At 64.0% G+C, this 22,555-nt stretch carries 15 protein-coding genes; 3 read left to right on the top strand and 12 right to left on the bottom strand.

Translation table 11 applies throughout. The annotated features are described in order from the left end of the window. Positions 1-50: 50 nt before the first annotated feature. Positions 51-989: a DMT family transporter gene (locus ACQKEK_RS08355; RefSeq protein ID WP_499141996.1), complete on the bottom strand. Its 939-nt coding sequence runs from the start codon at positions 987-989 to the stop codon at positions 51-53. Positions 990-1,079: 90 nt separating this feature from the next. Here ACQKEK_RS08355 and ACQKEK_RS08360 point away from each other — a divergent pair, with 90 nt between their 5' ends. After that, positions 1,080-1,994, top strand: coding sequence for a LysR family transcriptional regulator (locus tag ACQKEK_RS08360; protein WP_499141998.1), 915 nt, complete (start codon positions 1,080-1,082; stop codon positions 1,992-1,994). A 192-nt stretch (positions 1,995-2,186) separates the two neighbouring features. Here the strand turns inward: ACQKEK_RS08360 and phoU are convergent, their stop codons facing one another. The 5 genes from phoU to ACQKEK_RS08385 form a co-directional block, all read right to left on the bottom strand. Continuing rightward, positions 2,187-2,912 (bottom strand): phosphate signaling complex protein PhoU, encoded by a 726-nt coding sequence (gene phoU, locus ACQKEK_RS08365; RefSeq protein ID WP_128120437.1) that lies wholly within the window; start codon positions 2,910-2,912, stop codon positions 2,187-2,189. A gap of 184 nt (positions 2,913-3,096) precedes the next feature. Further along, positions 3,097-3,927 (bottom strand): phosphate ABC transporter ATP-binding protein PstB, encoded by an 831-nt coding sequence (gene pstB, locus ACQKEK_RS08370; RefSeq protein WP_045423577.1) that lies wholly within the window; start codon positions 3,925-3,927, stop codon positions 3,097-3,099. Between the two features lie 80 nt (positions 3,928-4,007). Further along, positions 4,008-5,624, bottom strand: coding sequence for a phosphate ABC transporter permease PstA (gene pstA, locus ACQKEK_RS08375; RefSeq protein WP_499142242.1), 1,617 nt, complete (start codon positions 5,622-5,624; stop codon positions 4,008-4,010). 108 nt (positions 5,625-5,732) lie between these two features. Further along, positions 5,733-8,009 carry an ABC transporter permease subunit gene (locus ACQKEK_RS08380; RefSeq protein ID WP_499142001.1) on the bottom strand — a complete coding sequence of 759 codons (2,277 nt, stop codon included), beginning with the start codon at positions 8,007-8,009 and terminating at the stop codon, positions 5,733-5,735. A gap of 215 nt (positions 8,010-8,224) precedes the next feature. Further along, positions 8,225-9,199, bottom strand: a complete 975-nt coding sequence (locus ACQKEK_RS08385; protein ID WP_045423571.1) for a PstS family phosphate ABC transporter substrate-binding protein — start codon at positions 9,197-9,199, stop codon at positions 8,225-8,227. A 217-nt stretch (positions 9,200-9,416) separates the two neighbouring features. Here ACQKEK_RS08385 and ACQKEK_RS08390 point away from each other — a divergent pair, with 217 nt between their 5' ends. Next, a complete protein-coding gene (locus ACQKEK_RS08390) occupies positions 9,417-9,818 on the top strand; it encodes an acyl-CoA thioesterase (protein ID WP_045423569.1) in 402 nt (133 codons plus the stop codon). A 7-nt stretch (positions 9,819-9,825) separates the two neighbouring features. On the opposite strand, the gene ACQKEK_RS08395 is transcribed toward ACQKEK_RS08390, so the two are convergent. Then, positions 9,826-11,007, bottom strand: coding sequence for a GGDEF domain-containing protein (locus ACQKEK_RS08395; protein WP_499142003.1), 1,182 nt, complete (start codon positions 11,005-11,007; stop codon positions 9,826-9,828). 165 nt (positions 11,008-11,172) lie between these two features. Here ACQKEK_RS08395 and ACQKEK_RS08400 point away from each other — a divergent pair, with 165 nt between their 5' ends. Beyond that, positions 11,173-12,090 (top strand): AEC family transporter, encoded by a 918-nt coding sequence (locus ACQKEK_RS08400; protein ID WP_499142005.1) that lies wholly within the window; start codon positions 11,173-11,175, stop codon positions 12,088-12,090. Positions 12,091-12,121: 31 nt separating this feature from the next. Here ACQKEK_RS08400 and ACQKEK_RS08405 read toward each other — a convergent pair whose 3' ends face one another. The 5 genes from ACQKEK_RS08405 to recC form a co-directional block, all read right to left on the bottom strand. Further along, positions 12,122-12,904, bottom strand: a complete 783-nt coding sequence (locus ACQKEK_RS08405) for a substrate-binding periplasmic protein (protein ID WP_499142007.1) — start codon at positions 12,902-12,904, stop codon at positions 12,122-12,124. A gap of 85 nt (positions 12,905-12,989) precedes the next feature. Beyond that, positions 12,990-13,445: a hypothetical protein gene (locus ACQKEK_RS08410; protein WP_499142009.1), complete on the bottom strand. Its 456-nt coding sequence runs from the start codon at positions 13,443-13,445 to the stop codon at positions 12,990-12,992. A gap of 138 nt (positions 13,446-13,583) precedes the next feature. Beyond that, entirely contained in the window at positions 13,584-15,434 is a 1,851-nt protein-coding gene (gene recD, locus ACQKEK_RS08415) for an exodeoxyribonuclease V subunit alpha (protein WP_499142011.1), read from the bottom strand. A 175-nt stretch (positions 15,435-15,609) separates the two neighbouring features. After that, positions 15,610-19,158 carry an exodeoxyribonuclease V subunit beta gene (recB, locus tag ACQKEK_RS08420; protein WP_499142013.1) on the bottom strand — a complete coding sequence of 1,183 codons (3,549 nt, stop codon included), beginning with the start codon at positions 19,156-19,158 and terminating at the stop codon, positions 15,610-15,612. Next, positions 19,155-22,454: an exodeoxyribonuclease V subunit gamma gene (gene recC / locus ACQKEK_RS08425; protein ID WP_499142245.1), complete on the bottom strand. Its 3,300-nt coding sequence runs from the start codon at positions 22,452-22,454 to the stop codon at positions 19,155-19,157. The genes recB and recC overlap by 4 nt, the downstream gene beginning before the upstream one ends. Between the last annotated feature and the right edge of the window lie 101 nt (positions 22,455-22,555).

Genomic DNA, 22,555 nt, shown 5'->3' on the forward strand with positions numbered 1-22,555 from the left:
GGGTGGGCTTCAGCCCACCGTAGCGCTACCGCATAAGTGTTTAACCTCCCCTAATGCCTGGACGTAGCAGGGCAGGCAACCGGCTCCCTGCCCTCACCCACGACTGGCGCCGCCACGCCACCGAAACGCAACGTGCCCAGCGTCGCCAGCATGATCAGCAGCCCGCCGGACCATTCCGTCAGCGTCAACCGCTCCCCCAGCCAGAGCCCGGCGAAAATCGCGCCGAACAGCGGCTCGGACCCCATCAGCAGGGACACTCGCGTCGCGCTGGTCCGGCCAAGCGCCAGGTTCTGTGCATAGAGCGCAAACAACGTGGCGAAGACCACCAGGTACAAGGTCGCGGCCCAGAATGCCGGACTCTGCGGCAACGTCGGCAAGCCACCCGGCAGTGATAGGCCCAGCAGCAGGCAACCAGACATCACGACCCCGCTTTGCACCGCCGTCAGAGCGAGCGGCGGCACCTGCTGATCAGCTGTCAGCCGTCGCGTCAGGCACACCAGCACGGCGCGCAACACTGCGGCGGCTAGCATCAGTCCATCTCCCGAATTGAGCGAGATTGCCATGCCTCCGGTCAGCAGCCAGACGCCGACCAACGACAGGGCACAAGCCACAAACAACAGAGTGCTCGGGCGCTTGCGCAACATCGCCCATTCCACGAAAGGCGTGAACACCACGCACAGGCTGATGAGAAAGGCAGCGTTACTGGCACTGGTCAGCATCACCCCCCAGGTTTCGCAAAGGAAGATCCCGAGCATGACCAGCCCCAGCGGCAGGCCCGGACGAATCGCCCGCCGCCCCTCTCCGCGCAGCTGCGGCAGCAGCAGGATGAACGTCAGTCCGAAGCGAATTGCCAGAAACCCCAGCACCGGATAAAACCATAGCGCCTGCTTGGCTACCGCATAGCTGCTGCCCCAGATGATCGCGACGACCAGCAGCATGGCATCGGCCAGCCAGAGGTTGCGTCGCACCACGCCTTGCCAATCGCTCATGCTGCCCGACCTCTTTATCTGCAATGCACGGATTGTCCATTGCTACGCTGAGATCGATAATCCAGCCATTCGGAAAAGGACTTGTGCAGCATGAGAACAAATGACAAGGCCGCGCTGTTACCGGGAATGGCGATGTTCGTGCGCGTGGTAGAAGCCGGCAGCTTTTCGGCCGCAGCCCGGCAGCTCGGCACCACCGCTTCGGCAGTGAGCCGCCAGATCGCGCGGCTGGAGCAGGAGTTGTCGTTGCGTCTGCTGGAGCGCACCACACGGCAGCTGCGATTGAACGAAGCCGGCAGTGAGTTCTACGCCCATTGTCGGGCGATGCTCGACGCTGCCGAGCAGGCGCTGGCCATCGGCGAACGCCTGATGAGCCGGCCCCACGGGCTGGTGCGACTGAGCGTGCCAAAAGCCTATGGAAAGTTCGTCATCAGTCCGCTGATGCCGGATTTCCTGCGCCGTTACGCCGATGTCGACGTGCAGCTGCACATCAGCGACCAGAGCCCGGACCTGATCGAGGATGGCTTCGACGTGCTGGTGAAGGTCACTGATCAACCACCCGAAGGCCTGGCCGGCAAGCCACTCGGACCAGTCCGTCAATTGCTATGCGCCAGCCCGGCCTACCTGCAACAGCACGGCACGCCGCAACACCCACAGGAGCTGCTGCGCCACAGCTGTATGTATCTCGGCGAGAACGCGGGCGATAACCGCTGGCATTTCAGCAACGATGAACAGCAGGAAGTGGTGATGGTGCGCGGTCGCTATATCAGCAACCACAGCGAAGCGCGGCTGGAGGCAGCGCTTGGCGATATCGGAATCACGGTGCTGCCGCAATTCACCGCAGCGCACGCATTGGCAGAGGGGCGCTTGCGCGAGGTGCTGCCGCAATGGCGCTACACCGGTTCCTATCAGGGTGCAGCCTGGCTGCTGTGGCGGCAGAATTTGCACCTGCCACCCAAGCTGCGGGTGCTGATCGATTACCTGACCGAGACCTTGGCGCCCCGCTGAGCACACGACAGCGGGCATGCCCTCGGTGGGCTGAAGCCCACCCTACCGGCGGGGCGTTCGGACTAACAGATAGAATGAAGCCGAGCGCCGCGCCCCATCTTTCTTTCTGCAGTCGATACGCAACCAGCCACTGGCTCAAACTCCATGTAGGGTGGGCTTCAGCCCACCCGCCAGGGCCGTCGAGCAATCGAATCAGCTGCGCGTGTTGGCCACTTCCTCGGCCATGCGCGTAAGGCCCAGGTGACGTACGTCGGTGCCGCGCACCAGGTAGATCACCATTTCAGCAATGTTGCGCGCGTGGTCGCCGATACGTTCCAGCGAGCGCAGCACCCAGATCACGCTGAGCACGCGAGAAATCGAGCGCGGGTCTTCCATCATGTAGGTGACCAATTCGCGCAGCGCGGTCTTGTATTCACGGTCAACCGTCTTGTCGTACTGCGCCACCGACAGCGCCAGCTCGGCGTCGAACCGGGCGAAGGCGTCCAGCGACTCCTGCACCATCCGACGTACCTGATCACCGATGTGGCGGACCTCGACATAGCCGCGTGGCGACTCGCCGTCTTCGCACAGTTCGATGGCACGACGGGCGATCTTGGTCGCTTCGTCACCGATGCGCTCCAGATCGATGACGGACTTGGAAATGCTGATGATCAGGCGCAGATCGGAGGCCGCTGGCTGGCGGCGCGCGAGGATACGAATGCACTCTTCGTCGATGTCGCGCTCCATGTGGTTGATCTGGTCATCCACGTCACGCACCTGCTGCGCGAGCCCGGAATCGGCATCGATTAGCGCAGTAACCGCATCGTTGACCTGCTTTTCCACCAGGCCACCCATGGCCAGGAGATGGCTGCGCACCTCTTCCAGCTCGGCGTTGAACTGCTGGGAGATGTGTTGCGTGTGGCTGTCTTTGCTGATCATCTTTTCGCTCCGAGGAGGCTGCCGCTAGGCGGCTCTGGTGCGCAGCGCACCTTTGTAAATTGGATTCCACCCAAACCCGTCTGGACTTTGGCAGAGTGTGTCAGGCAAGGAGGCGGAACGCAGACAGTACGATTTGTACGGCAAATTCCGCCGACGCCGCCTGGCGCGCTCTGACATGGCCAGACTAGCCGTAGCGGCCGGTGATGTAGTCTTCCGTCTGCTTCTTTTCGGGATTGGTGAAAAGCGTATCGGTGTCGCCGTACTCGATCAGCTTGCCCATGTACATGAACGCGGTGTAGTCGGACACCCGCGCGGCCTGCTGCATGTTGTGGGTAACGATAACGATGGTGTACTTGGCCTTGAGCTCGTAGATCAGCTCTTCGACTTTCAGCGACGAAATCGGGTCGAGCGCCGAGCTCGGCTCGTCCAGCAGCAGCACTTCAGGTTGCACGGCGATGGTCCGGGCGATGACCAGACGCTGCTGCTGACCGCCGGAGAGCCCAAGTGCGGATTCATGCAAACGATCCTTCACTTCTTCCCACAGCGCGGCGCCTTTGAGCGCCCATTCGACGGTCTCATCCAGCACGCGCTTCTGCTTGATGCCCTGGATGCGCAGGCCGTAGACGACGTTCTCGTAGATGCTCTTGGGAAACGGGTTGGGCTTCTGGAACACCATGCCGACGCGACGACGCAGGTCGGCGACGTCCTCACCCTTGCGGTAGATGTTGTGGCCATCGAGGTTGATGGCGCCTTCGATACGGCAGCCGTCGACCAGATCATTCATGCGGTTGAAGCAGCGCAGCAGAGTCGACTTGCCGCAACCGGACGGGCCGATAAAGGCCGTCACACGTTGGCGCGGGATGTTCATGCTGACGTTATACAGCGCCTGCTTCTCGCCGTAGTAAAGGCTGAGGTCAGGCACTTCGATGGCCACGGCTTCGTTAGCCAGGCTCAGCGCGCGCTTGTCGCGACCCAGCGCCGAGATGTCGATGGAATGCGTCTTTGCTTGTGACATGGTTGTCTCCGTATCGCTGGAGGCTAGAAGCTCGGGCTGCGATCGTTGCAGCGCCGGGCCACCAGCGGGTCTGTCGGCTATTAGTGGTCGAGCGCTTTGTATTTTTCGCGCAGATGGTTACGGAGCACGACGGCCGAGAGGTTCAGCGTCGCGATCACCAGCACCAGCAGCAGCGCCGTTGCATAGACCAGCGGCCGCGCCGCCTCGACATTAGGGCTCTGGAAGCCGACGTCATAGATATGAAAGCCCAGGTGCATGATCTTCTGATCCAGGTGCAGGTAGGGGTAGTTACCGTTGAGCGGCAGGCTCGGCGCCAGCTTGACCACCCCCACCAGCATCAAGGGTGCTACCTCGCCGGCGGCACGGGCCACGGCAAGAATCAGGCCGGTCATCATCGCCGGGCTGGCCATCGGCAGGACCACTTTCCACAGCGTCTCGGACTTGGTCGCACCCAGCGCCAGCGAGCCTTCACGGAGGATCCGCGGAATACGCGCCAGGCCTTCCTCGGTGGCCACGATGACCACCGGCAGCGTCAGGATCGCCAGGGTCAATGATGCCCACATCAGGCCTGGAGTGCCGAACACCGGCGCTGGTGCGGCTTCGGGGTAGAAGATCCGATCAAGCGAACCACCCAGGACGTAGACGAAGAAGCCCAGGCCGAACACGCCGTAGACGATCGAGGGAACCCCGGCGAGGTTGTTGACCGCGATGCGGATGATGCGGGTCAACACGCCTTGCTTGGCATATTCACGCAGGTAGACCGCAGCGATCACGCCGAACGGGGTGACGATCACCGCCATGATGATGGTCATCAGCACGGTGCCGAAAATCGCAGGGAAGATGCCGCCTTCGGTGTTCGCCTCGCGTGGTTCGTCGCTGACGAACTCCCACACCTTGGCAAAGTAGAAACCTAGCTTGTCGAGCGTCGACATGGCGTTCGGGCGGTAGGCACGGACGATCTTGCCGAGGCTGATCTCCTTTTCCTGACCGTCCATGGTGCGCATGGTGATGCTGTCGCGATTGAAGCCTGTGTAGAGCGCGACCAGCTCGCTCTCGAGCGCTTTGTATTCGGCGTCCCACTGCGCCCGCTCAGCATCGAGTTCGGCCTGTGCGGCCGCATCGAGCTTATCGTCCAGCTCCAGCTTGCGGGCCTTCAGACGCAGGCGTTCCAGGCCATGGTTGATGCGACCGATGTCGACCTTTTCCAGCTTGGCGATACCGGCATGCAGGTCGTCGATGCGGTCAATCCGCTTTTGCAGCTCTGGCCATGCGGCATCGCCCTCGGCCACCGGCTGACCGCTTTCTTTGACGTTCAACAGCTCGCCGTAGAAGTTGCCCCACTCGCGGCGCTCCAGGGCCACCAGATCGGCCGGCTTGCGCGGATTGCTCAGCCACTCGCCGACAACCCAGGAAAAGTCCGCACCGTAGACCTCGCGGTTACCGACCTTGAGCAGCTCACGGGTCATGAACTCGCCGCCTTCGACGTCCACCGGCAGGCCACTGGCCGCCAGACGTGCACGCGGCACTTCTTCAGCCTGCACCACCTCGCCAGCCATCACCCGCGGCTGCGATCCCGGCACTTGGTAATCGGCCACGATCACGTCGTCCGGCCAGAAATGCTCGAGGCCGCGTACGGCGATTACCGCCAGCAGGCCGAGTGTCATGATCACGGCGATCGCCACGGCGCCCGCGTTCATCCAGACCCAGGGGCTGCCGCTCTTGATCCAGGTTTTCAGCGAATCCTTTTTCACGGATCGATACCTTTGTCGAAAACTTGTCGCAGCCGTCGCCGGCTGCGTTCTTTATTACAGGCTGGCGTACTTGCGGCGCAGGCGCTGGCGGATCAGCTCGGCCAGGGTGTTCATCACGAAGGTGAACATCAGCAGCACCATCGCGGCGAGAAACAGCACGCGATAGTGAGTGCTGCCCACTTCCGATTCGGGCATCTCCACTGCGACGTTGGCCGCCAGGGTGCGCATGCCTTCGAAGATGTTGGCTTCCATGATCGGCGTGTTGCCGGTGGCCATCAGCACGATCATGGTTTCACCCACGGCGCGGCCCATACCGATCATCAGTGCGGAGAAGATGCCTGGGCTGGCGGTCAGCAGCACCACGCGGGTCAGCGTCTGCCAAGGCGTTGCGCCGAGTGCCAGTGAGCCTAGCGTGAGGCTGCGCGGCACACTGAACACGGCATCTTCGGCGATCGAGTAGATCGTCGGGATCACCGCGAAGCCCATCGCGATACCAATCACCAGCGCGTTGCGCTGATCGAACGGAATGCCCATGTCGTTGGACAGCCACAGGCGCATGTCACCACCGAAGAACCAGTTTTCCAGGTATCCGCTGATGGCCAGGGAGCCCCAGCCCACCGCAAGGATCACGGGTATCAGCAGCAGCGCTTCCCAACCATCCGGCACGCTCAGGCGAATGTTTTCCGGCAGCCGGCTCCAGAACCAACCGGCCAAGAGAATGCCCACTGGCATCAGCAACAGCAGGCTGAAGATGCCGGGCAGGTGGTTTTCCAGGTAGGGCGCAAGGAACAGGCCGGCAAAGAAACCCAGGATGACCGTTGGCAGCGCCTCCATCAGCTCGATCACCGGCTTGACCTTGCGGCGTAGCGCCGGTGCCATGAAATAAGCGGTATACAGCGCGGCGCAGATCGCCAGCGGAGCGGCCAGCAGCATCGCGTAGAACGCCGCCTTGAGCGTACCGAACGCCAGGGGTGAAAGGCTCAGCTTGGGTTCGAAGTCACCGGTAGCCGACGTGGACTGCCAAACGTAGTCCGGCTCAGGGTAACTTTCGTACCAGACCTTGCCCCAGAGCGCGCTCCAGGAAATCTCCGGGTGCGGATTGTCGATGACGAAGCGCTGGAGCTGATCACCCGACTCCACCAGCAAGCGGGTGGCGCGAGGCGACATAGCGGCTACAGCTGCGCCGTCGGCGACCTGCTCGGTCAGCAGGGTACGGTGAGCGGTGCTGTGGAAAATGCCGAGCGTGCCGTCGCTGTCCAGCGCCAGAAAGCCTTTGCGGCGCTGTTCTGGAATAATCTGAGTGATCGGCTGGCCGTCCAACTGAAAGTTGCGCACGTTTTTCAGCTCGGACTGACCGTCGTCGCTGCGCACCATGAACCACTGACCAATGCCACCGGTCGAGTCGCCAACCATCAATGAGATGCCGCCAAGCAGCGAGGCGACGGTCGTGATTTCGCCTTTGCCGCCCAGCAACTTGTAACGGCCGTTGAGCTGATTACGACGCAGATCGAAAACATCCACGTTCGCCCGGCCGCTCACCGCGAACAACCACATGTGCCGCGGGTCGACGAGCAACGCCTTGATCGGATCGGACAGTTGAGGCAGCGCAACGCGCTCCTCCTCCAGGCTGGTTTCGCCCGTCATCAGGTTTTCGGTGGCGGCGATTTTCAGCGCATGCAGCTCGCCGTTCGTGGCGCCGGCAACCATCAGGGTCGAACCATTAAGGCTGATCGCGGCGTTCTCGATCGGACGCCCTTGCGGGTCGAGGCTCAGCGGCTCCTCACCGAAGGGGTAGTCCAGCTGCGGCGTGATGGTCTTCTTGCCTTCCGGGTAGCTGACTTTGTAATTGTGCTCTGCAACCAACACTTGGCCGTTGCTCAGCCCCAGCACCATGCGGCGATTGCCGGGCGTGTCCTGGCCGACCGAGACGATCTGGCTGCCAGCCGGCAGCGGCAACTCTACGGTACGCAGCAGGTCGCCAGTGGGTACGCTGAAGAAACGAACGGCTCCGTCGCTGCCCAGACGCATCGCCACCTTGTTCTGCTCTTCCACGGCCAGCAACAGCGGCTCGCCGGCATCGGCCAGCCAGGCCGGCTGCTGCACTTCACGCGCCTCCAGTTCGGCGCCCTGGAACATGGGCGCTACGACCTGCGCGAGATAGAAGAAAATCAGGGTGATGGCGCCAAGCACGGCGAGGCCGCCAATGGAGACATACCAGCGCGCCAGCTTGTCTTTTAACGCGCGGATACGGCGCTTGCGCTGCAGGGCCGGGGTGTTGAAATCCAGCCGTTGCACATCGGAATTCGCGCTCATGGTCTCGATATCGTTCATGCGAAGGTTCCTGGCCACTCAGGCCGCTTAAACTGCTGCGCCGTTGGCGCGAGTCGTTTCCTGGCTTGATGGCCGGTCGGGCGCCTAATTTAATGCAGCTGTGTGACAGAAAAATTACAGCGAGGTGACGTGACAACGCCCACCGGCGCAAGAAGCGTGGCGGGCGTCGTACTCAAGCCTTGCAGCGATCGCTGCAGGCCTGAACGCTGCTGGGTTTAGTCGTTCTGCAGACCCAGGTCGCTGAGAGTCTTGTCGACGACTTTCTTCGGCAGCGGGATGTAGCCGTCCTTGACCACGACTTCCTGGCCCTGCTTCGACAGCACAAGCTTGAGGAACTCGGCGTCGATCGGGCTCAGCGGCTTGTTCGGCGCCTTGTTGACGTAGACGTAGAAGAAGCGAGCCAGCGGGAACTTGCCAGCCAGTGCGTTCTCTTCGTTGGCTTCGAAGGCTTCGCCACCCTTGGACAGGGGCACAGCGCGAACGCTGGAAGTCTTGTAGCCGATGCCTGAGTAGCCGATAGCGTTCAGGGTGCTGGAGATCGACTGGACCACCGAAGCGGAGCCCGGCTGCTCGTTGACGTTAGGCTTGAAGTCACCCTTGCACAGCGCTTCTTCCTTGAAGTAGCCATAGGTGCCTGAAACCGAGTTACGACCGAACAGCTGGATCGGCTTGCTCGCCCACTCGCCAGTCAGGCCGACGTCACCCCAGGTAGTGATGTCCTTTTCGCCACCGCACAGGCGGGTGCTGGAGAAGATCGCGTCGACCTGCTCGATGTCCAGGCTCTTGATCGGGTTGTCCTTGTGGACGAACACGGCCAGGGCGTCGATAGCGACCGGCACGGCAGTCGGCTTGTAGCCGTATTTCTCTTCGAAGGCCTGGATTTCGTTGTCCTTCATCGGACGGCTCATCGGGCCGAGGTTGGCCGTGCCTTCGGTCAGCGCGGGCGGTGCAGTGGAGGAGCCGGCGGCCTGAATCTGGATGTTGACGTTCGGGTAGGCACGCTTGAAGTCTTCGGCCCACAGCGTCATCAGGTTGGCCAGGGAGTCGGAACCGACGCTGGACAGGTTGCCGGATACGCCGGAGGTCTTCTCATAGGTCGGCAGTGCTGGATCAACCGCGGCCACTGCGTTGGCAGCGCCTACACCAGCGGCAACAAAGGTCAAGGCCGCCATCAAACGATTCAGTTTCATTCCATGCTCCTAGCAGGGGTGTGTCAGTGTTTGGAACGGGGGCCATTGTCTGCAGGCCGTGTGAACACTCTATGAACTGAATATGACAATCTGGTGACGATACTGAACTTTAGGCCTGCCCGGTCGCTGTCACTATCTACAGCCGCTATACTCGCCCCCGCCCGCACTGCTGCGAGCTTTTCGCGCAAGAAAAACAAACGCGCCGCGAGTCCGACCGATGAACGAATACGAACAGGAAGATCCAATCCCGCAGGGCGACCTGGCCTTGCAGCTGACCGCCCTGCCGCGTGAGACCAACGGTTTCGGCGATATTTTCGGGGGCTGGCTGGTATCACAGATGGATCTGGCCGGCACCGCCATGGCCAGCCGCGTTGCCGCCGGCCGAGTGGCAACGGTGTCCATCGACCGCATGGCCTTCATGGTGCCGGTGGCAGTCGGCGCGCAGCTTTCGTTCTACACCCAGACGCTGGATGTCGGCCGCAGCTCGATCCGCATGCTGGTGGAAGTGTGGAGTGATGACCCGCTGTCCAGCGAATGGCGCAAGGTCACCGAGGCGGTATTCGTCTTTGTGGCCATTGATGGCAGCGGCCGCACCCGCCCGGTCACGCCACGCCGCTAAAAGCCGTTCAGCGCACCATGTAGCGGTTCTTTCCAGCCTGCTTGGCCTGGTACAACGCCGCATCGGCGGCCTGATAGAGATGTTCGGCGGTCTGCCCTGGCTTCCACATCGCAATGCCAATACTCGTTGTGGCGCATGCGCTCTGGGCCGATGCCGGATGAGGGATGGCACGCTCAGCGAGTGCAGACAGAAGCTGCGCCGCGATGGCCTGCGCTGAGCTCTCGTCGCAATTGAGCAGCAACAACGCAAACTCTTCCCCCCCTACCCGGGCCGCCAGATCCATCGGCCGCCGGGAGAAACGGCCCAGTAAGTCGCCGAAATCGCGGATCAGCGCATCGCCAGCCGGGTGCCCCAGGCTGTCGTTGTAGGCCTTGAAGTTATCCAGATCCAGGAGTAGCAGCGCGAGCGGCTGGCGGTCCCGACGGGCTTGTAACAGCGTCTGCCGCAGTGCTGCATCAAAGCTACGGCGATTGGCCAGTCCAGTCAGCGAGTCGTGCTGCGCGACCCAACCGAGCAGCTGGCGTACCAGGAATTGCTCACGCTGCGAGTATTCATGGATGTAGCGGCTGATCGCTCCGATCGTCAACAGCAACACGTAATAGCTGACCGAGATCCAATGCACCTGCATTTCGCTGGAGGAGAGGATGAGCGCCGCCATCAGGATATCGATCAGGATGATCGACGCCGCACTGATCAGCGCACGCCAGAAGGTGATGCCGAGAAAGAAGAATGAACAGACGATCAACAGCCCAGCACCGTAGCGGAACGCCAGCTCTGTCTGGGAGACCTCGTAATGGATATCGATGCGCGCCGCAACGATCCCAACCAGCACCAGCAGCAACGGAAACAGTCGGTTGGCAACCAGCCGGACCCGCCGATGAAAGACCGACATGACCAGGATCGCTACACCCGGCGCCATTTCCACCAAACGCAGCAGGGTCAATTCGCGCAGCCATCTCGGGTCAGACCCGGCATACAGTTGCCGTTCGGCATAGTGATAACCGGCCACCACCACCAGCAAAAGGCAGGCACCCAGCACTTGCGCAAAGCGCGCCTGACGCCCCAAATAACGGCGAAATTCGCGCTCCAAGTCAGGCGCAAACAGCAGGCCCCGAAAGCCTGCCAGCAGTTGTCTGCCATGCGGGGTATCGCGGAAATCTTCGGCAGACTGCTGTTCTAGGGGTTGCATCGACGTTGCTCAGGTCATGGCGCGGGCAATGATATCACTTAGACATTATCCCGACGGCTTTCCCGATGAACGTGCTGCAACCGCTCTGGGGCAGAGCAATCCGCATCGCTCGTCTCTTGCCGACGCCGTCACGAGACTCCACTATCGAGTCACCTGCACTGTTGGATGTATCGCGTGACCAGCCTTCTGCTCGCCCTATGGCCTCTGTTTGCCCTGATCATTGCCGGCTACTTTCTGCGCCTGCGCGACTTCCCCAACGAGGCCTTCTGGCCTGGCGCCGAGCGCATCAACTACTTCGTGCTGTTCCCGGCCCTGCTGTTCAGCAGTCTGGCCACCGCACCTTTGGACAACCCGGCGCTGCCCCGCTTGGCTGCTGCCGTGTTGCTGGCCCTGGGATTGGCGTGGATCGTACTGCTGATCATGAAGCGCCTGCGCGGCTGGTCGGCGGCGCGCTTCGGCGCCTTTGCCCAGGGTGCCCTACGTTTCAACACCTATCTGGGCCTTGCGGCTGTCGGCAGTCTGTTCGGCAAGGAGGGCCTGGCCATGGCCGCGCTAATGCTGGCGCTGATGGTGCCAACCGTTAATGTGATGTCAGTCTGGGCGCTGACCGCTGAGCGCGGCGTCAGCGCGCGCGCCCTGCTGCTGCCGATCGCGAAAAACCCCTTGATCGTCGCCTGCGTCACGGGCGCCCTGGTCAACCTGTCCGGGCTCGGCCTGCCTGGCGGCACTGACCGGCTGCTGGGTCTGCTGGCCGCAGCCAGTTTGCCCTTGGGTTTGCTCTGTGTCGGCGCCGCCCTGAAGCCGAAGGAACTCGGAGGCGAAATTCCCGCGCTGGGCTGGAACAGCGCTGTGCGCCTTCTGGCAGTGCCGCTACTGGCCTTCGCCGTTGCTCACCTGCTCCAACTGCCTGCCATGGAAACCACCATCATCGTCCTGTTCTTTGCCCTGCCCACAGCGCCTACCGCGTACGTGCTAACCCGGCAGCTCGGTGGTGACAGCCACCTGATGGCCGGCATCATCACCCTACAAACACTGCTCGCTGCGGCCAGCTTGCCACTGGTGCTGACACTGCTCGAACGCTGAAAACCGTGACCGACACCAGCCATCGCGGCCGTTATCGCCCTGTCGTGGGGCGGCGTTCCATTGGAACGCTGTCGGCAGCGAACGACTCGATCAAGCGCTGATAATCGCCACTGTCCTGAAGGGTTCTGAGTCCCCGATCGAACCGCTCGATCAGCTGTCCGGCGTCCGGTCGGCTGCGCGGGACGATGAGGTGAATCGTCTGACGGCTCAACACCGAATCGGAAACATGAAAACGCCGCCGATCCACTTCGGTTGATTGCACGGCGTGGACGCCCAGCAGACGATCAGCCAGAAACACATCATCTCGGCCAAGCAGTAGCAACAACGCACACTCGCTCAGGCTCGGCGGCGAATGTCGAACCAGTACACCCCGATCAACCAGTGCCTGGACTCCAGCAGGCAGCTGCCAGCCCAGCGGGTGGCACAGCCGCCTGCCGCTGACGCCCGCGAGGTCATTGACTTCGAATGCATCCGCGGCGCGACTGAACAGGTGTTGCTCGGAAACGTAGAGCGGCGCCGAGTAAAGGAAATCATGCTCGCGCTGCTCCGCACGGATGTAGGGAAAAGTCGCGTCGTATTCGCCGCGAAGGGTCATCAGATAGCCCCGATTCCAGGGCTGCCAGGCAAGCGACGACGCTAATCCGCTGCGCTCGAGCGCCGCTTGTGCGACCGCCGAGAGCATGCCGCCTCGAGGCAGTTCGCGGTCAGTGAGCGGGGCGTAGTCATCGCCCGTCACCAGGCGCACATCCGCGGCATGTGCCCCAAGACTGACCGCCAGGATCAGCAGAGCGCCCCGGCTACAAAATCCTTTCATCACCACCTTTGCCATCCTTGCGAAAACGAGTGAAGCGCAACCTAGCGAATATCAAAGTCAGCAACCATTAACGCACCGGGTGCCGCTAGCGGACGACCTGGCCGCGCGACAAGCGCAACAGCAGCAGTGCCATGCCCACTCCAGCGGCGGCCAGCACCAGCGTCGGGCCTAGATAGCCGACCAGCTCCTCCAGCCAGGCGAGCAGTTGGCGAACGATTAGCAGGTTCAGGCTTGGCCCCGCAGCGTCCGCATCAAGCCGATAGGCGCCCGCTAGCCAAATGTCGTAGGCGGACCTCAGCGGCAGCAGCGCAAGTGGCAGCAACACCAGGCACACCCAGTAGCCGCCGCGCCGCCTTGGCCCCAACAACCCCCAGGGCCGGTAGGCCGCGCGGATCAGCTGGAAGAAACAGAAGCTGTAGTAGGCGATTAGCAACAAGACGAACGCGCCACTCCAGGATGGGGCAAGCCAGAGTTCACGCACCACGACTCCTGTGAACGACAAGCTGACCAGGCCCCAGACCAGAAGAAAGAAGATTTTCATCGCATGTCCCGGTTGTCGGTTATCGGTTGACGGCGAATCCACATCGAAACAGAAACCGGTAGTGGATACGCGCAACCGTTTCACGAAACTGGCTGCGATGCGCAGCGATCATGCCCGCTACGAGCAGCGGCGCACGCATCAGAACAGGCTGAGCTGATCGCTCACCGGCTCGCTGGCCGGCTTCGGCAGGCCATCCCCCTCGCCTGTGCGATTCGTGTTGCCTAGGCTCAGCCTTTCAGCAAGTCCGGCCGCGCGCTCGGCGCGGGTGCTTACGGCCTCACCCAGACGTACCGGCAGCGCCCAAATCTCCACCTTGCGCTTGGCACGGGTGATGCCGGTGTAGAACAGCGAGCGCGTCAGCAATGGGCTGGGCTGCTCGGGCAGCGCCAGCAGCACTTCACTGAATTCCGAGCCCTGGCTCTTGTGCACGGTCATGGCGAAGGCGCTGTCATGGCTCGGCAGGCGCGCCGGGGCGAAGCCGCGATAGCCCTCGTCACCCTCGAAGAACACCCGCAGCCCCTGCTCGGTTTTAAGGCACAGCCCGATGTCGCCGTTGAACAGGCCCAGGGCGTAGTCGTTCTGCCGGACCATCACCGCGCGGCCGGAGTACCAGCGTTCGCGCGCCGGCACGCCGAGGCGACGCTTGAAGCGCGCTTCCAGTGCCTCGTTGATACCGGTCACGCCGAAAGGCCCTTCGCGCTGGGCGGTCAGCGCGCGGAAGCCGTTGAAGGCCTCGAAGGCGGCGGCTGGATCAGCCTGGCGTGCAGCCAGCAGATAGGGCGAATAGCCCTGCTCCAATCGTTCGATCAGCGCGGCGGACGTTGGCGTGGCATTCCAGGCAAGATCGGCGCGCCCTTCCTGCAGCAGTGCAATCGTGCCCTTGGCGTCGCCGACATTGATTCGCCGCGCCAGCTCACCGATGCCGCTATCGCCGGCGAAGCGGTGGCTGTAGGTGAGCAGCACCACCGCATCGCCGAGGCGCGAGCGCGGCGGTTCGACCGATACGTGCTGCCCGGTAATGCGTTGCAGATCGGCCGCGGCCTGGCTATCGAACCCTCGGCCTTCACAGAGTTCGGCGAACACCGCGCCGGCTTCCACGGCAGCCAACTGGTCTTTGTCGCCGAGCAGAATCAGCCGCGCTTTGGGCGGCAGCGCAGCGACCAGCTTGGCCATCAGCGCCAGGTCGACCATGGATGCCTCGTCCACCACCAGGACGTCCAGCGCCAACGGGTTGGCCGCATCGTGGCGCACCTTTGGGCTGTCGCCGCGGCTACCGAGCAGACGATGCAGGGTGCGCGCCTCGTCCGGCAGGGCGTCCTTGACGGCATCGCTGACCGGCAGCTCGGCTTTGGCATTACGGATCGCCTCGGCCATGCGCGCCGCCGCCTTGCCGGTGGGGGCCGCAAGGCCGATGGCCAGGCGTTCGCCGCCGGGCTGCTCCAGCAATGCCGCCAGCAGGCGCACCACAGTGGTGGTCTTGCCGGTGCCGGGACCACCGGAGATCACAGCCAGTCGCCGGCGTACCGCCTGTGCTGCCGCGAGGCGCTGCCAGTCGGGGCTTTGCTGATTGAAGGCGAACAACCGCGCCAGGCTGTCGCTCAGCTGAGTTTCATCGACATCCGGTGCGTCCGCTGCGCGAGTCAGCAGCTGTTCGGCCAGTTGCTCCTCGTAGGCTTGGTAACGGGCCAGGTAGAGGCGGTCACCGACAAGAGTCAGTGGCGCGTAGTCGTCCGGTCCGCCGATCAGTGGCGAGGCCTCCAGTTGCGTCCGCCATTGCGCCAGCAACGGCAAAGCCAGGTCGATCTCAGGCCAGGGCCGTTTGCCAGCGAATCGTTGGAGCGGCAGGCAGACATCCCCGGACGCCAGGGCTTCACAGCAGATTGCGGCGGCGAGCAGCACCGGCTCGGGCGCATCCGGTTCGAGGCGTTGCAGGCTGGCGACGAAGGCGCGCTCCAGAGGGCCGAGGGGTAACTCTGAACGAAGCGTCATCGGATTGGCCTCGATACAGAAGGTGCCAGACGACGATCCCGACGGTGGGCTGAAGCCCACCCTACGAGCGGTGCGCCCGGATATCTCCGTAGGGTGGGCTTCAGCCCACCGATATGCCCGGCAGGATAAGCGCGTTCAACGGACGCAAGCTGCCTTTCTACAAACTCCACGTGCATCACTTGCCCTCCTCGAACAATCGATCCAACGCATCGAGCAACGCATCGTCCGGCCGCGCGAAATAGACGCCGGCCTCGGGCATGCCGCGCAGGAACAGGTAGAAGGCGCCGCCGAGCTGTTCGTTGTGGAAATCAGCCAGGCGCTGACGGAGGAAGCGGCGCAGCGCCACCAGATAGATCAGGTATTGCAGGTAGTAATGCTCGCCCGCCAGCGCCTGCAACAGCCGTTCGCCGCCGTAGTAACTCGCGTCAGGTCCGAGCCAGTTGGATTTGTAGTCGGCGATGTACCAGCGGCCGTCGTGCTCGAAGGTCAAATCGATAAAGCCCTTGAGAAAACCCTTGAGGCTGTCGAATTCCAGCCGCCCCGCCGCTTCGCGCAGAGGGGCAGCTAAGCCGTTGGCCGGATCGATCAGCAGGCTGCGCAGCCGCGCCACGTCGAGCTCCTGTACCGGGAAGGTGAAGCCGAGTTCGGGCAGGCGTCTGGCCGATTGCAACGCGGCGAGGGTCAGGCCGTTGCCGTCCATATCGGTTTCGAGCACCTTTTGCAGATGGCCGGTGGCGATCTCCTTCCATTCCAGCGGCAGGCCATAGGCTTGCAGCGCAGGTTCGACCAGCTCCGGCAGCTCGCCTTTGCCCCGCGCCCAGTCTTCGAGGATGGCGTGCAGGCATGTCCCGGCACGGGCTCCGCGGGGAAAGGCGAAAAAACCGCTGCCCGGCTCGCCAGCATCTGGGATGGCCAGGGCGTCGCGGTCGGGCGCTTCCATATGCATGCCGGCTGCAAGACCGGAAAAGCTGCCGATCCGCCACGCGCTGTGCAGGCTGCGATTGAGCTGCGACAGCTGCTGAGGCGCCGCCGCACGGCCGGGCCCTTGGGCACTGGCTTCACGCAGCTCCAGCGGCACGCAGGCCATATGACCGTCGCTCCCCTGTACCAGCCGCTCGATGGCCAGGCGAAGGCTGCCACCGTTGAGATCGGCCAGATGATTGCCCAGCTCACTCAACGGTTGCTCGCCAGGCAGTTCGCGGCCGTGTAGCAGCCAGGCCAGGGCGCTGCTGTGCAGACCTTCGTCCGCTAGGCTGCCATCCTTTTTTGGTTTACAGAGATTCACGGGCCCCCAGTGCAACCAGAGCCGGTCGCGCGCGCGAGTCAGGGCGACATAGGCCAGGCGCAGCTGTTCGGCGAAGACTTCCTGGCGGGCGCGTTCGAGGTGGTCTTCCAGCGCGTCGCTGCCCAGGTCCAGCAGCGGCTGGCCATTAGCATCGTGGCAACGGGCGCTGTCGCGGTTCTTGCCGAGCAGCTTGCCGTCCCAGAGGAAGGGGCAGAACACCAGCGGGTATTCAAGGCCCTTGCTGGTGTGGATGGTGACGATCTGCACCCGCTCGGCATCGCTTTCCAGGCGCAGCAGGGCTTCTTCGCCGGCGCCTTCGCTGCCGCGCTGCAGGTTGAACCAGGCGAGCAGCGGCTCAAGACCCGGGCGCAGCAGGCTTTCGGCTTGCAACAGTTCACCCAGGTGCAGGAGGTTGGTCAGCCGACGTTCGCCATCGACACGCGCCAGCAGCCGTTCGGCCACCGCCTGCTCGTCGAGCCAGGCCCGGAACACGCGCATGAACCCCTGCTGCTGCCAGAGCTGGTGATAGCGCTCGGCGGCCTCGCGCTCGGCGTCCCACTGCTGCTGATCATCCTGGCAGCGGGCAAGATCGGCAGCGCTGCGGCCCAGGAGCCGCGTGGCCAGGGCGTAGCGCAGCAGACCTTCGCGACCGGGCTCCGCATAGGCGGCCAATACCGCGGCGAGTTCTGTAGCCTCTTCGCTGCGCCAGACACTGTCGCGCCCGCGACGCACGCTGGGCACGCCTCGCGCCGCCAGCTCCTCGGCGATCATCCCGGCCTGTCGATGGTTAGCTACCAGCACGGCAATGTCACCGCCCTTGAGCGGGGTAAACACGCCGTCCTTGTCGAAGCCAGCACGACCCTCGGCGGCGCCCGCCAGTTGCAGGGCGATACGCCGTGCGGTGTCGCTCGCGCCCAATTGCGCGGCCTCTCCCTTACCCAGCGGGTCGTCGCCTAGCCAGACCAACGCCAGCGGCGCCGCTTCGCCCTCGTCCACCAGATGCAGGCTGGCACGCGGCTTGTCGGCGGCACCCACCGGTGGGTAGCGCAGGTCAGGTTGGGCGAACGGCTGCGGATGGTCGAACAGCTGGTTCAGCGCGGCAATCAGCTCGGGCGTCGAGCGGTAGTTGGTGGGCAGGTTGAAGGGTTCGCGATCGGCCTGCTGCTTGGCCGTCATGTAGGTCGCCAGGTCCGCACCGCGGAACGCGTAGATCGCCTGCTTGGGATCGCCGACGAAACACAGCGACGCCTCGCTGGCCTTGGCATAGATACGGTTGAAGATGGCGTACTGAATCGGATCGGTGTCCTGGAATTCGTCGATCAGCGCCAACGGATAGGTGGCGCGTAGCGAGGCCGCCAGGTCCTCGCCGACCGGACCTTTCAGCGCCAGATCCAGGCGATTGAGCAGATCGTCGAAGGCCAGCAGCCGCTGCGCCGCCTTGCGCTCTGGCAGCTCATGGTTGAGCCGTTCCAGCAGCGCGACCTGCAATGCGATCAACCGCTGCTTGCCGGCCGGCAGCGCTTCGGCCACCTGATCGGCCAGTTCATCCAGCGCATGGGCCAGTTCGCAGACAGGTGCGTCATGGCCCTTCTTGCAGGCCTTGCTCAACGCTCTGACACCGAACTTGGCCGCGCCCTCGGGTAGATCGAACATCACCGCCGGGTCGGCAAAATAGGCGTCGAGCTCGCTCCGCCAGGGCTCGAACTTGATGCCTTTGTGGGTGCTTTGGCTGAGCCCACCGTGGGCCCGGAGCTCGGCGATCCAGGCGGTACCCGCTTCCCTCCACAGATCAACGGCGCGCTGCCAAGCAGCCTCGACCGGACGCAGGTCGGCGGCGACCGGCGCACCCTGCGGTTCGACCCGCAAGTACGGCTTGCCCAGATGACTGCGCAGCCGCTGGCGCAGCCACACCGGCGTTATCCGGCTCTTGGCCAGAAAGCGCGCCCAGGCCGGATCGGCATCAGCCAGCTCGCTGCGCCAGGCATCGCTGAGCAGCGCATCGATGATCTCGCGGTCATCGGCGGTCAGCTCGCTGTCGAAGTCGCCCCCGGCTTCGAATGCGGCATCCTGCAGGGCACGCTGACAGAAGCCGTGGATGGTGAAGATCGCCGCCTCGTCGAAACCATGCACGGCCAGCAACAGGCGTCGCCGCGAGGCTTCGTCCGGATAGCGGGCATACAGGCGGTTGAGGAAGTCGTCGCTGCTGGGCGTACCGTCATATACGGCGAGTAGATCGGCCAGCCGCGCGCGGATGCGCTCGCGTAGCTCGGCGGTGGCCGCGGTGGTGTAGGTGACCACCAAAATCTGACCTACGGACAACTGTCGCTCCAGCAGCAGGCGGGCATACAGCGCGGTCAGGGTCCAGGTCTTGCCGGTGCCGGCGCTGGCCTCGATCAGTGAGCGGCCGTCGAAGGGCGAGTCGAGCAGGTCGAGTTTCATGCTTCCTCCTCCTCATCGGCTAAGGCATCCAAGGCCGGGCCGATCAGTTCCTGGGCCAGGGTTTCGAAACGCTGGTCCAGCGGATCGCGGTCGCGGAAGGCCAAGGCATTCCAGGGGTCTTCGGCTTCGGCGGCGATGGGGCTGAACTCGGCGCCGAGCCAGGCTTCGCGGGCGCGCTTGCGGGCGCAATCGAGCGGCTCACTGCCGCGGGCCGGCTTGCGGTAGCCCTTGGCGAACGCATGGCTGCTACGCGGCAGCAATGGCAGCGGCTCACGAATCGCACAGCGATAGGCGTCGAGCCAGGGTTCAAGCAGCTCGGCCGCGTTCGGCAACGGCCCCAGCTGCCAATCACCGGCGGGCGACAACATCAGGCTGTGGCGCTCGATACCGGGCGTGGCGGACAGGTTGAGCAGCAGATGGCGCAGCCAGAACGGCGGCAGGTCCCATTCGCCCAGCTTGCCGAGCTTCCAGCCGAACAGCCCGGCCGGGGTCACCCCATCGAGCCAACCATGTATGCGCACGCCGGCCAGGGTGATGTCCACCGGCAGCGGCTCAGGCACTGCGTCTGGGCGCAGTTCGAACAGGCGCGGCGCGAAGGCACGCACGGGTCCGCGCAGCTTGCCCCACAGCGCCTGGCCCAACTCGCCCGTCGGCAGCCAGCCGGCCGCACAAGCCATGCGCCGCTCATCTTCGTCACTCCAGCCGTGTTCCATCGCCTGCAGCGACAGGCGCCGCAGGCCGTTCCAGGCTGGCATCTCCAAATCGAACGGCTCGTCGCTGGCGAGCGATTCCTGGTCATCGGCCAGACGCAGACCAAGGCGTTGCTCGAGCAGAAAGCGCGCCGGGTGGCGGAAACACTGCAACAGCTGCGACGGCTCGATGGTCAGCCAGGCCTCATCGGGCTCTGCAAGCAGACTTGCGAACGGCTGCGGCTGGGTCTGCGGTGGCTCGGCCAGACGCCCGGCGGCCCGAAACCAGGGTAGCGAGAAACCGGCGCACAGCCCGTCGCCGAAATTACGCGGTGAGAACGGCTGCAATGGATGGGCGACAAGAATTTTCTGGCTGGCCGTCTTGGCTGCGGACTGGCCGGCACTCTCAGAAGCGCCAGCAACGGGCAGCATCGCGGTCATGTCCACTGCCTCCAGCACTTCGCTGAGCAGCACCGAAGGCGGCAGCACAGCGTTGTCCCGCGGGTCGCGGCCGACATAGGACAGGTACAGCGCCACGCGCGCCGAGAGGAGGGTTTCCAACAGCAGGTAGCGATCATCGAGGCGTCGCGCACGGTCGCCGCGGCGCGGATGCCGGCCGATCAAATCGAAGCCCGACGGCGGTGTGCGCCGCGGGAACGCCCCATCGTCCAGGCCGAGCAGGCAGACCACGCGGAACGGCAGGCTACGCATAGGCACCATGGTGCAGAAGGTCACCGCACCGGTAAGAAAGCCCGAGGCGCCGCCGCCCTGCTGCAAGGCGGCGCTGAGCTGCTGGTGAACCAGTTCCAGTTCGATGGGGCGTGTCAGGTCCGCGGCCTGGGCCTGATCGCGCAACGCCGCGCAGGCTTGGGACAACAAGAGCAGCGTGTCGCCGGCTTCACGCTCGTCGAACAGGGTGTCGATCAGAACTTGCAAGTCATCTGCCCACTCGACCAACGGCCGCGGCCGCGCCAGCTGGTCGGCCAGCGTGCCGAGCCGATCAACGAATTCCACCAGCCGCCCTAGCAGTTGCGCACGGGCGCCTTCCAGCGCATCCAGCGGCCAGTGCTCGCCGAGCAGCGGTGCGTTGTGGCCAGCCAGTTGCGGCGGTGCGGCAAAGCCCAGCAGCAGCCGGTCCAGCCCCTGGCGCCAGGTAAAGGCCGACTCGTCGGGCAAGCCCAGGCGAACACGCTGGCTGCCGTCGCGCCCCCAGCGCACGCCGGCTTCGCGCAGCCAGTCGCGCAGCAGCGGTAGGTCTTCGCTTTCGATCCCGGCGCGCCGGGCAACGGCCGGCTGTTCCAGCCAGGCGAGGATTTCCTCGGCGGCGAATCGGCTCTGCGCCAGCATCAGCAATTCGAGGAAGGCCTCGATCAGCGGCATCTCGGCGCGCAGGCTGCGGTCGGCGAGGCTGTAAGGAATCCTCGGGCTGCCTTCGCGCGGCGCAAACACGGCTTCGATAAAGGGTGCGTAGCGCTCGATGTCGGGGGTCAGCACCACCACCTGATCGGGCGTCAGAGCAGGGTTGGCGGCGAAGCGCGCCAGCAGCTGGTCATGGAGGATTTCCACCTCGCGCAGCGGCGAATGGGCGATATGCACTTCCAGCGAACGATCGTTCTCGGCGAGCGTGATGCGCTCATCGGGCTGCCGGGTACGCAGGCGCAGGATGTCGTTCTGCAGCGCGTGCAGCAGGCTGTCGTCGCGCAGGTCTTCGTCCTCGGAATACAGGCCGAACTCCTGACTGCCTTCGCTGGCGGTCAGGCTGAAAAGCGAGTCGAAGAAGTCGCGGCCCTGCTTGCCCAAGCTTGCTAACAACGGATGGCCGACGTCGAGATACCAGTCATCTGCTCCGCTCTCGGGCTGGCGTGCCAGCTCACGGATATCACGGATCTCGCCCCAGGCCTCGCGGCTCGGGTTGAGCGCGCAGACGACCACGTCGATATGCCGCGCCAGCCCGTCAAGCACACGCAAGTGATGTGGTGGCAGGCTGCTGATGCCGAACACCAGCAGGCGCTCGGGCAGGCCGGGCAAGGGTTCGTCGCTGTAGAGGCGTTGCAGCAGATCGCCTAGTAGGCGCGCGCGGTGCGGGTGGCCATCCTTGGTCAGCTCGCGCCACAGCAATGCCTGCCAGGCCTCGTCCGGGCCGAGATCGAAGGTTTCGCCACGCTCCCAGGCGGCCAGCCAGTCGTCGCGATAAAGCAGGTACTGGTCGAAGACATCAGCAATCTTGGCCGCCAGACTTAGCCGCCGGCGCTCGTCACCGCCGTCCAGATACTGCGCCAGACGCGGTGCGAGTTCCAGGTTGCCCGGATCGCAGAGCCAGCCGTACAAGCGCCAAGTCAGGGTGGTCGGGGAGAACGCCGATTGTTCGGGCAGGCTGCCGAGCACAGTGCGGCTCAGGTCCCAGACGAACTTGGCCGGCAACTGCATCTCCAGCTGCATGGCGATGCCCTGCTTGCGCGCCAGCTCCAGGGTGAGCCAGCGCCCCATGCCCTGGCTCGGCACCATCACCAGTGCCGGGGCGAAGGGGTCGCTGAGCGGCTGTGCGAGCAGGCGCGTGGCCAGTTCGCCGAGGGTTTCGAGGTCAGGGGCGTGGTAGAGGCTGAGCATGGCGGCGGCTTCGACTGGATCAGCGGCCAAGGGTAACAAGTTCCGGTTGCGCAGCGGTGCTGCAAAGGCATGCGTAGATAGCCGGTGCGGCGTTCCTTCCT

It is taken from the genome of Pseudomonas sp. NPDC077408, assembly GCF_050269105.1.
Classification (GTDB): Bacteria; Pseudomonadota; Gammaproteobacteria; order Pseudomonadales; family Pseudomonadaceae; genus Stutzerimonas.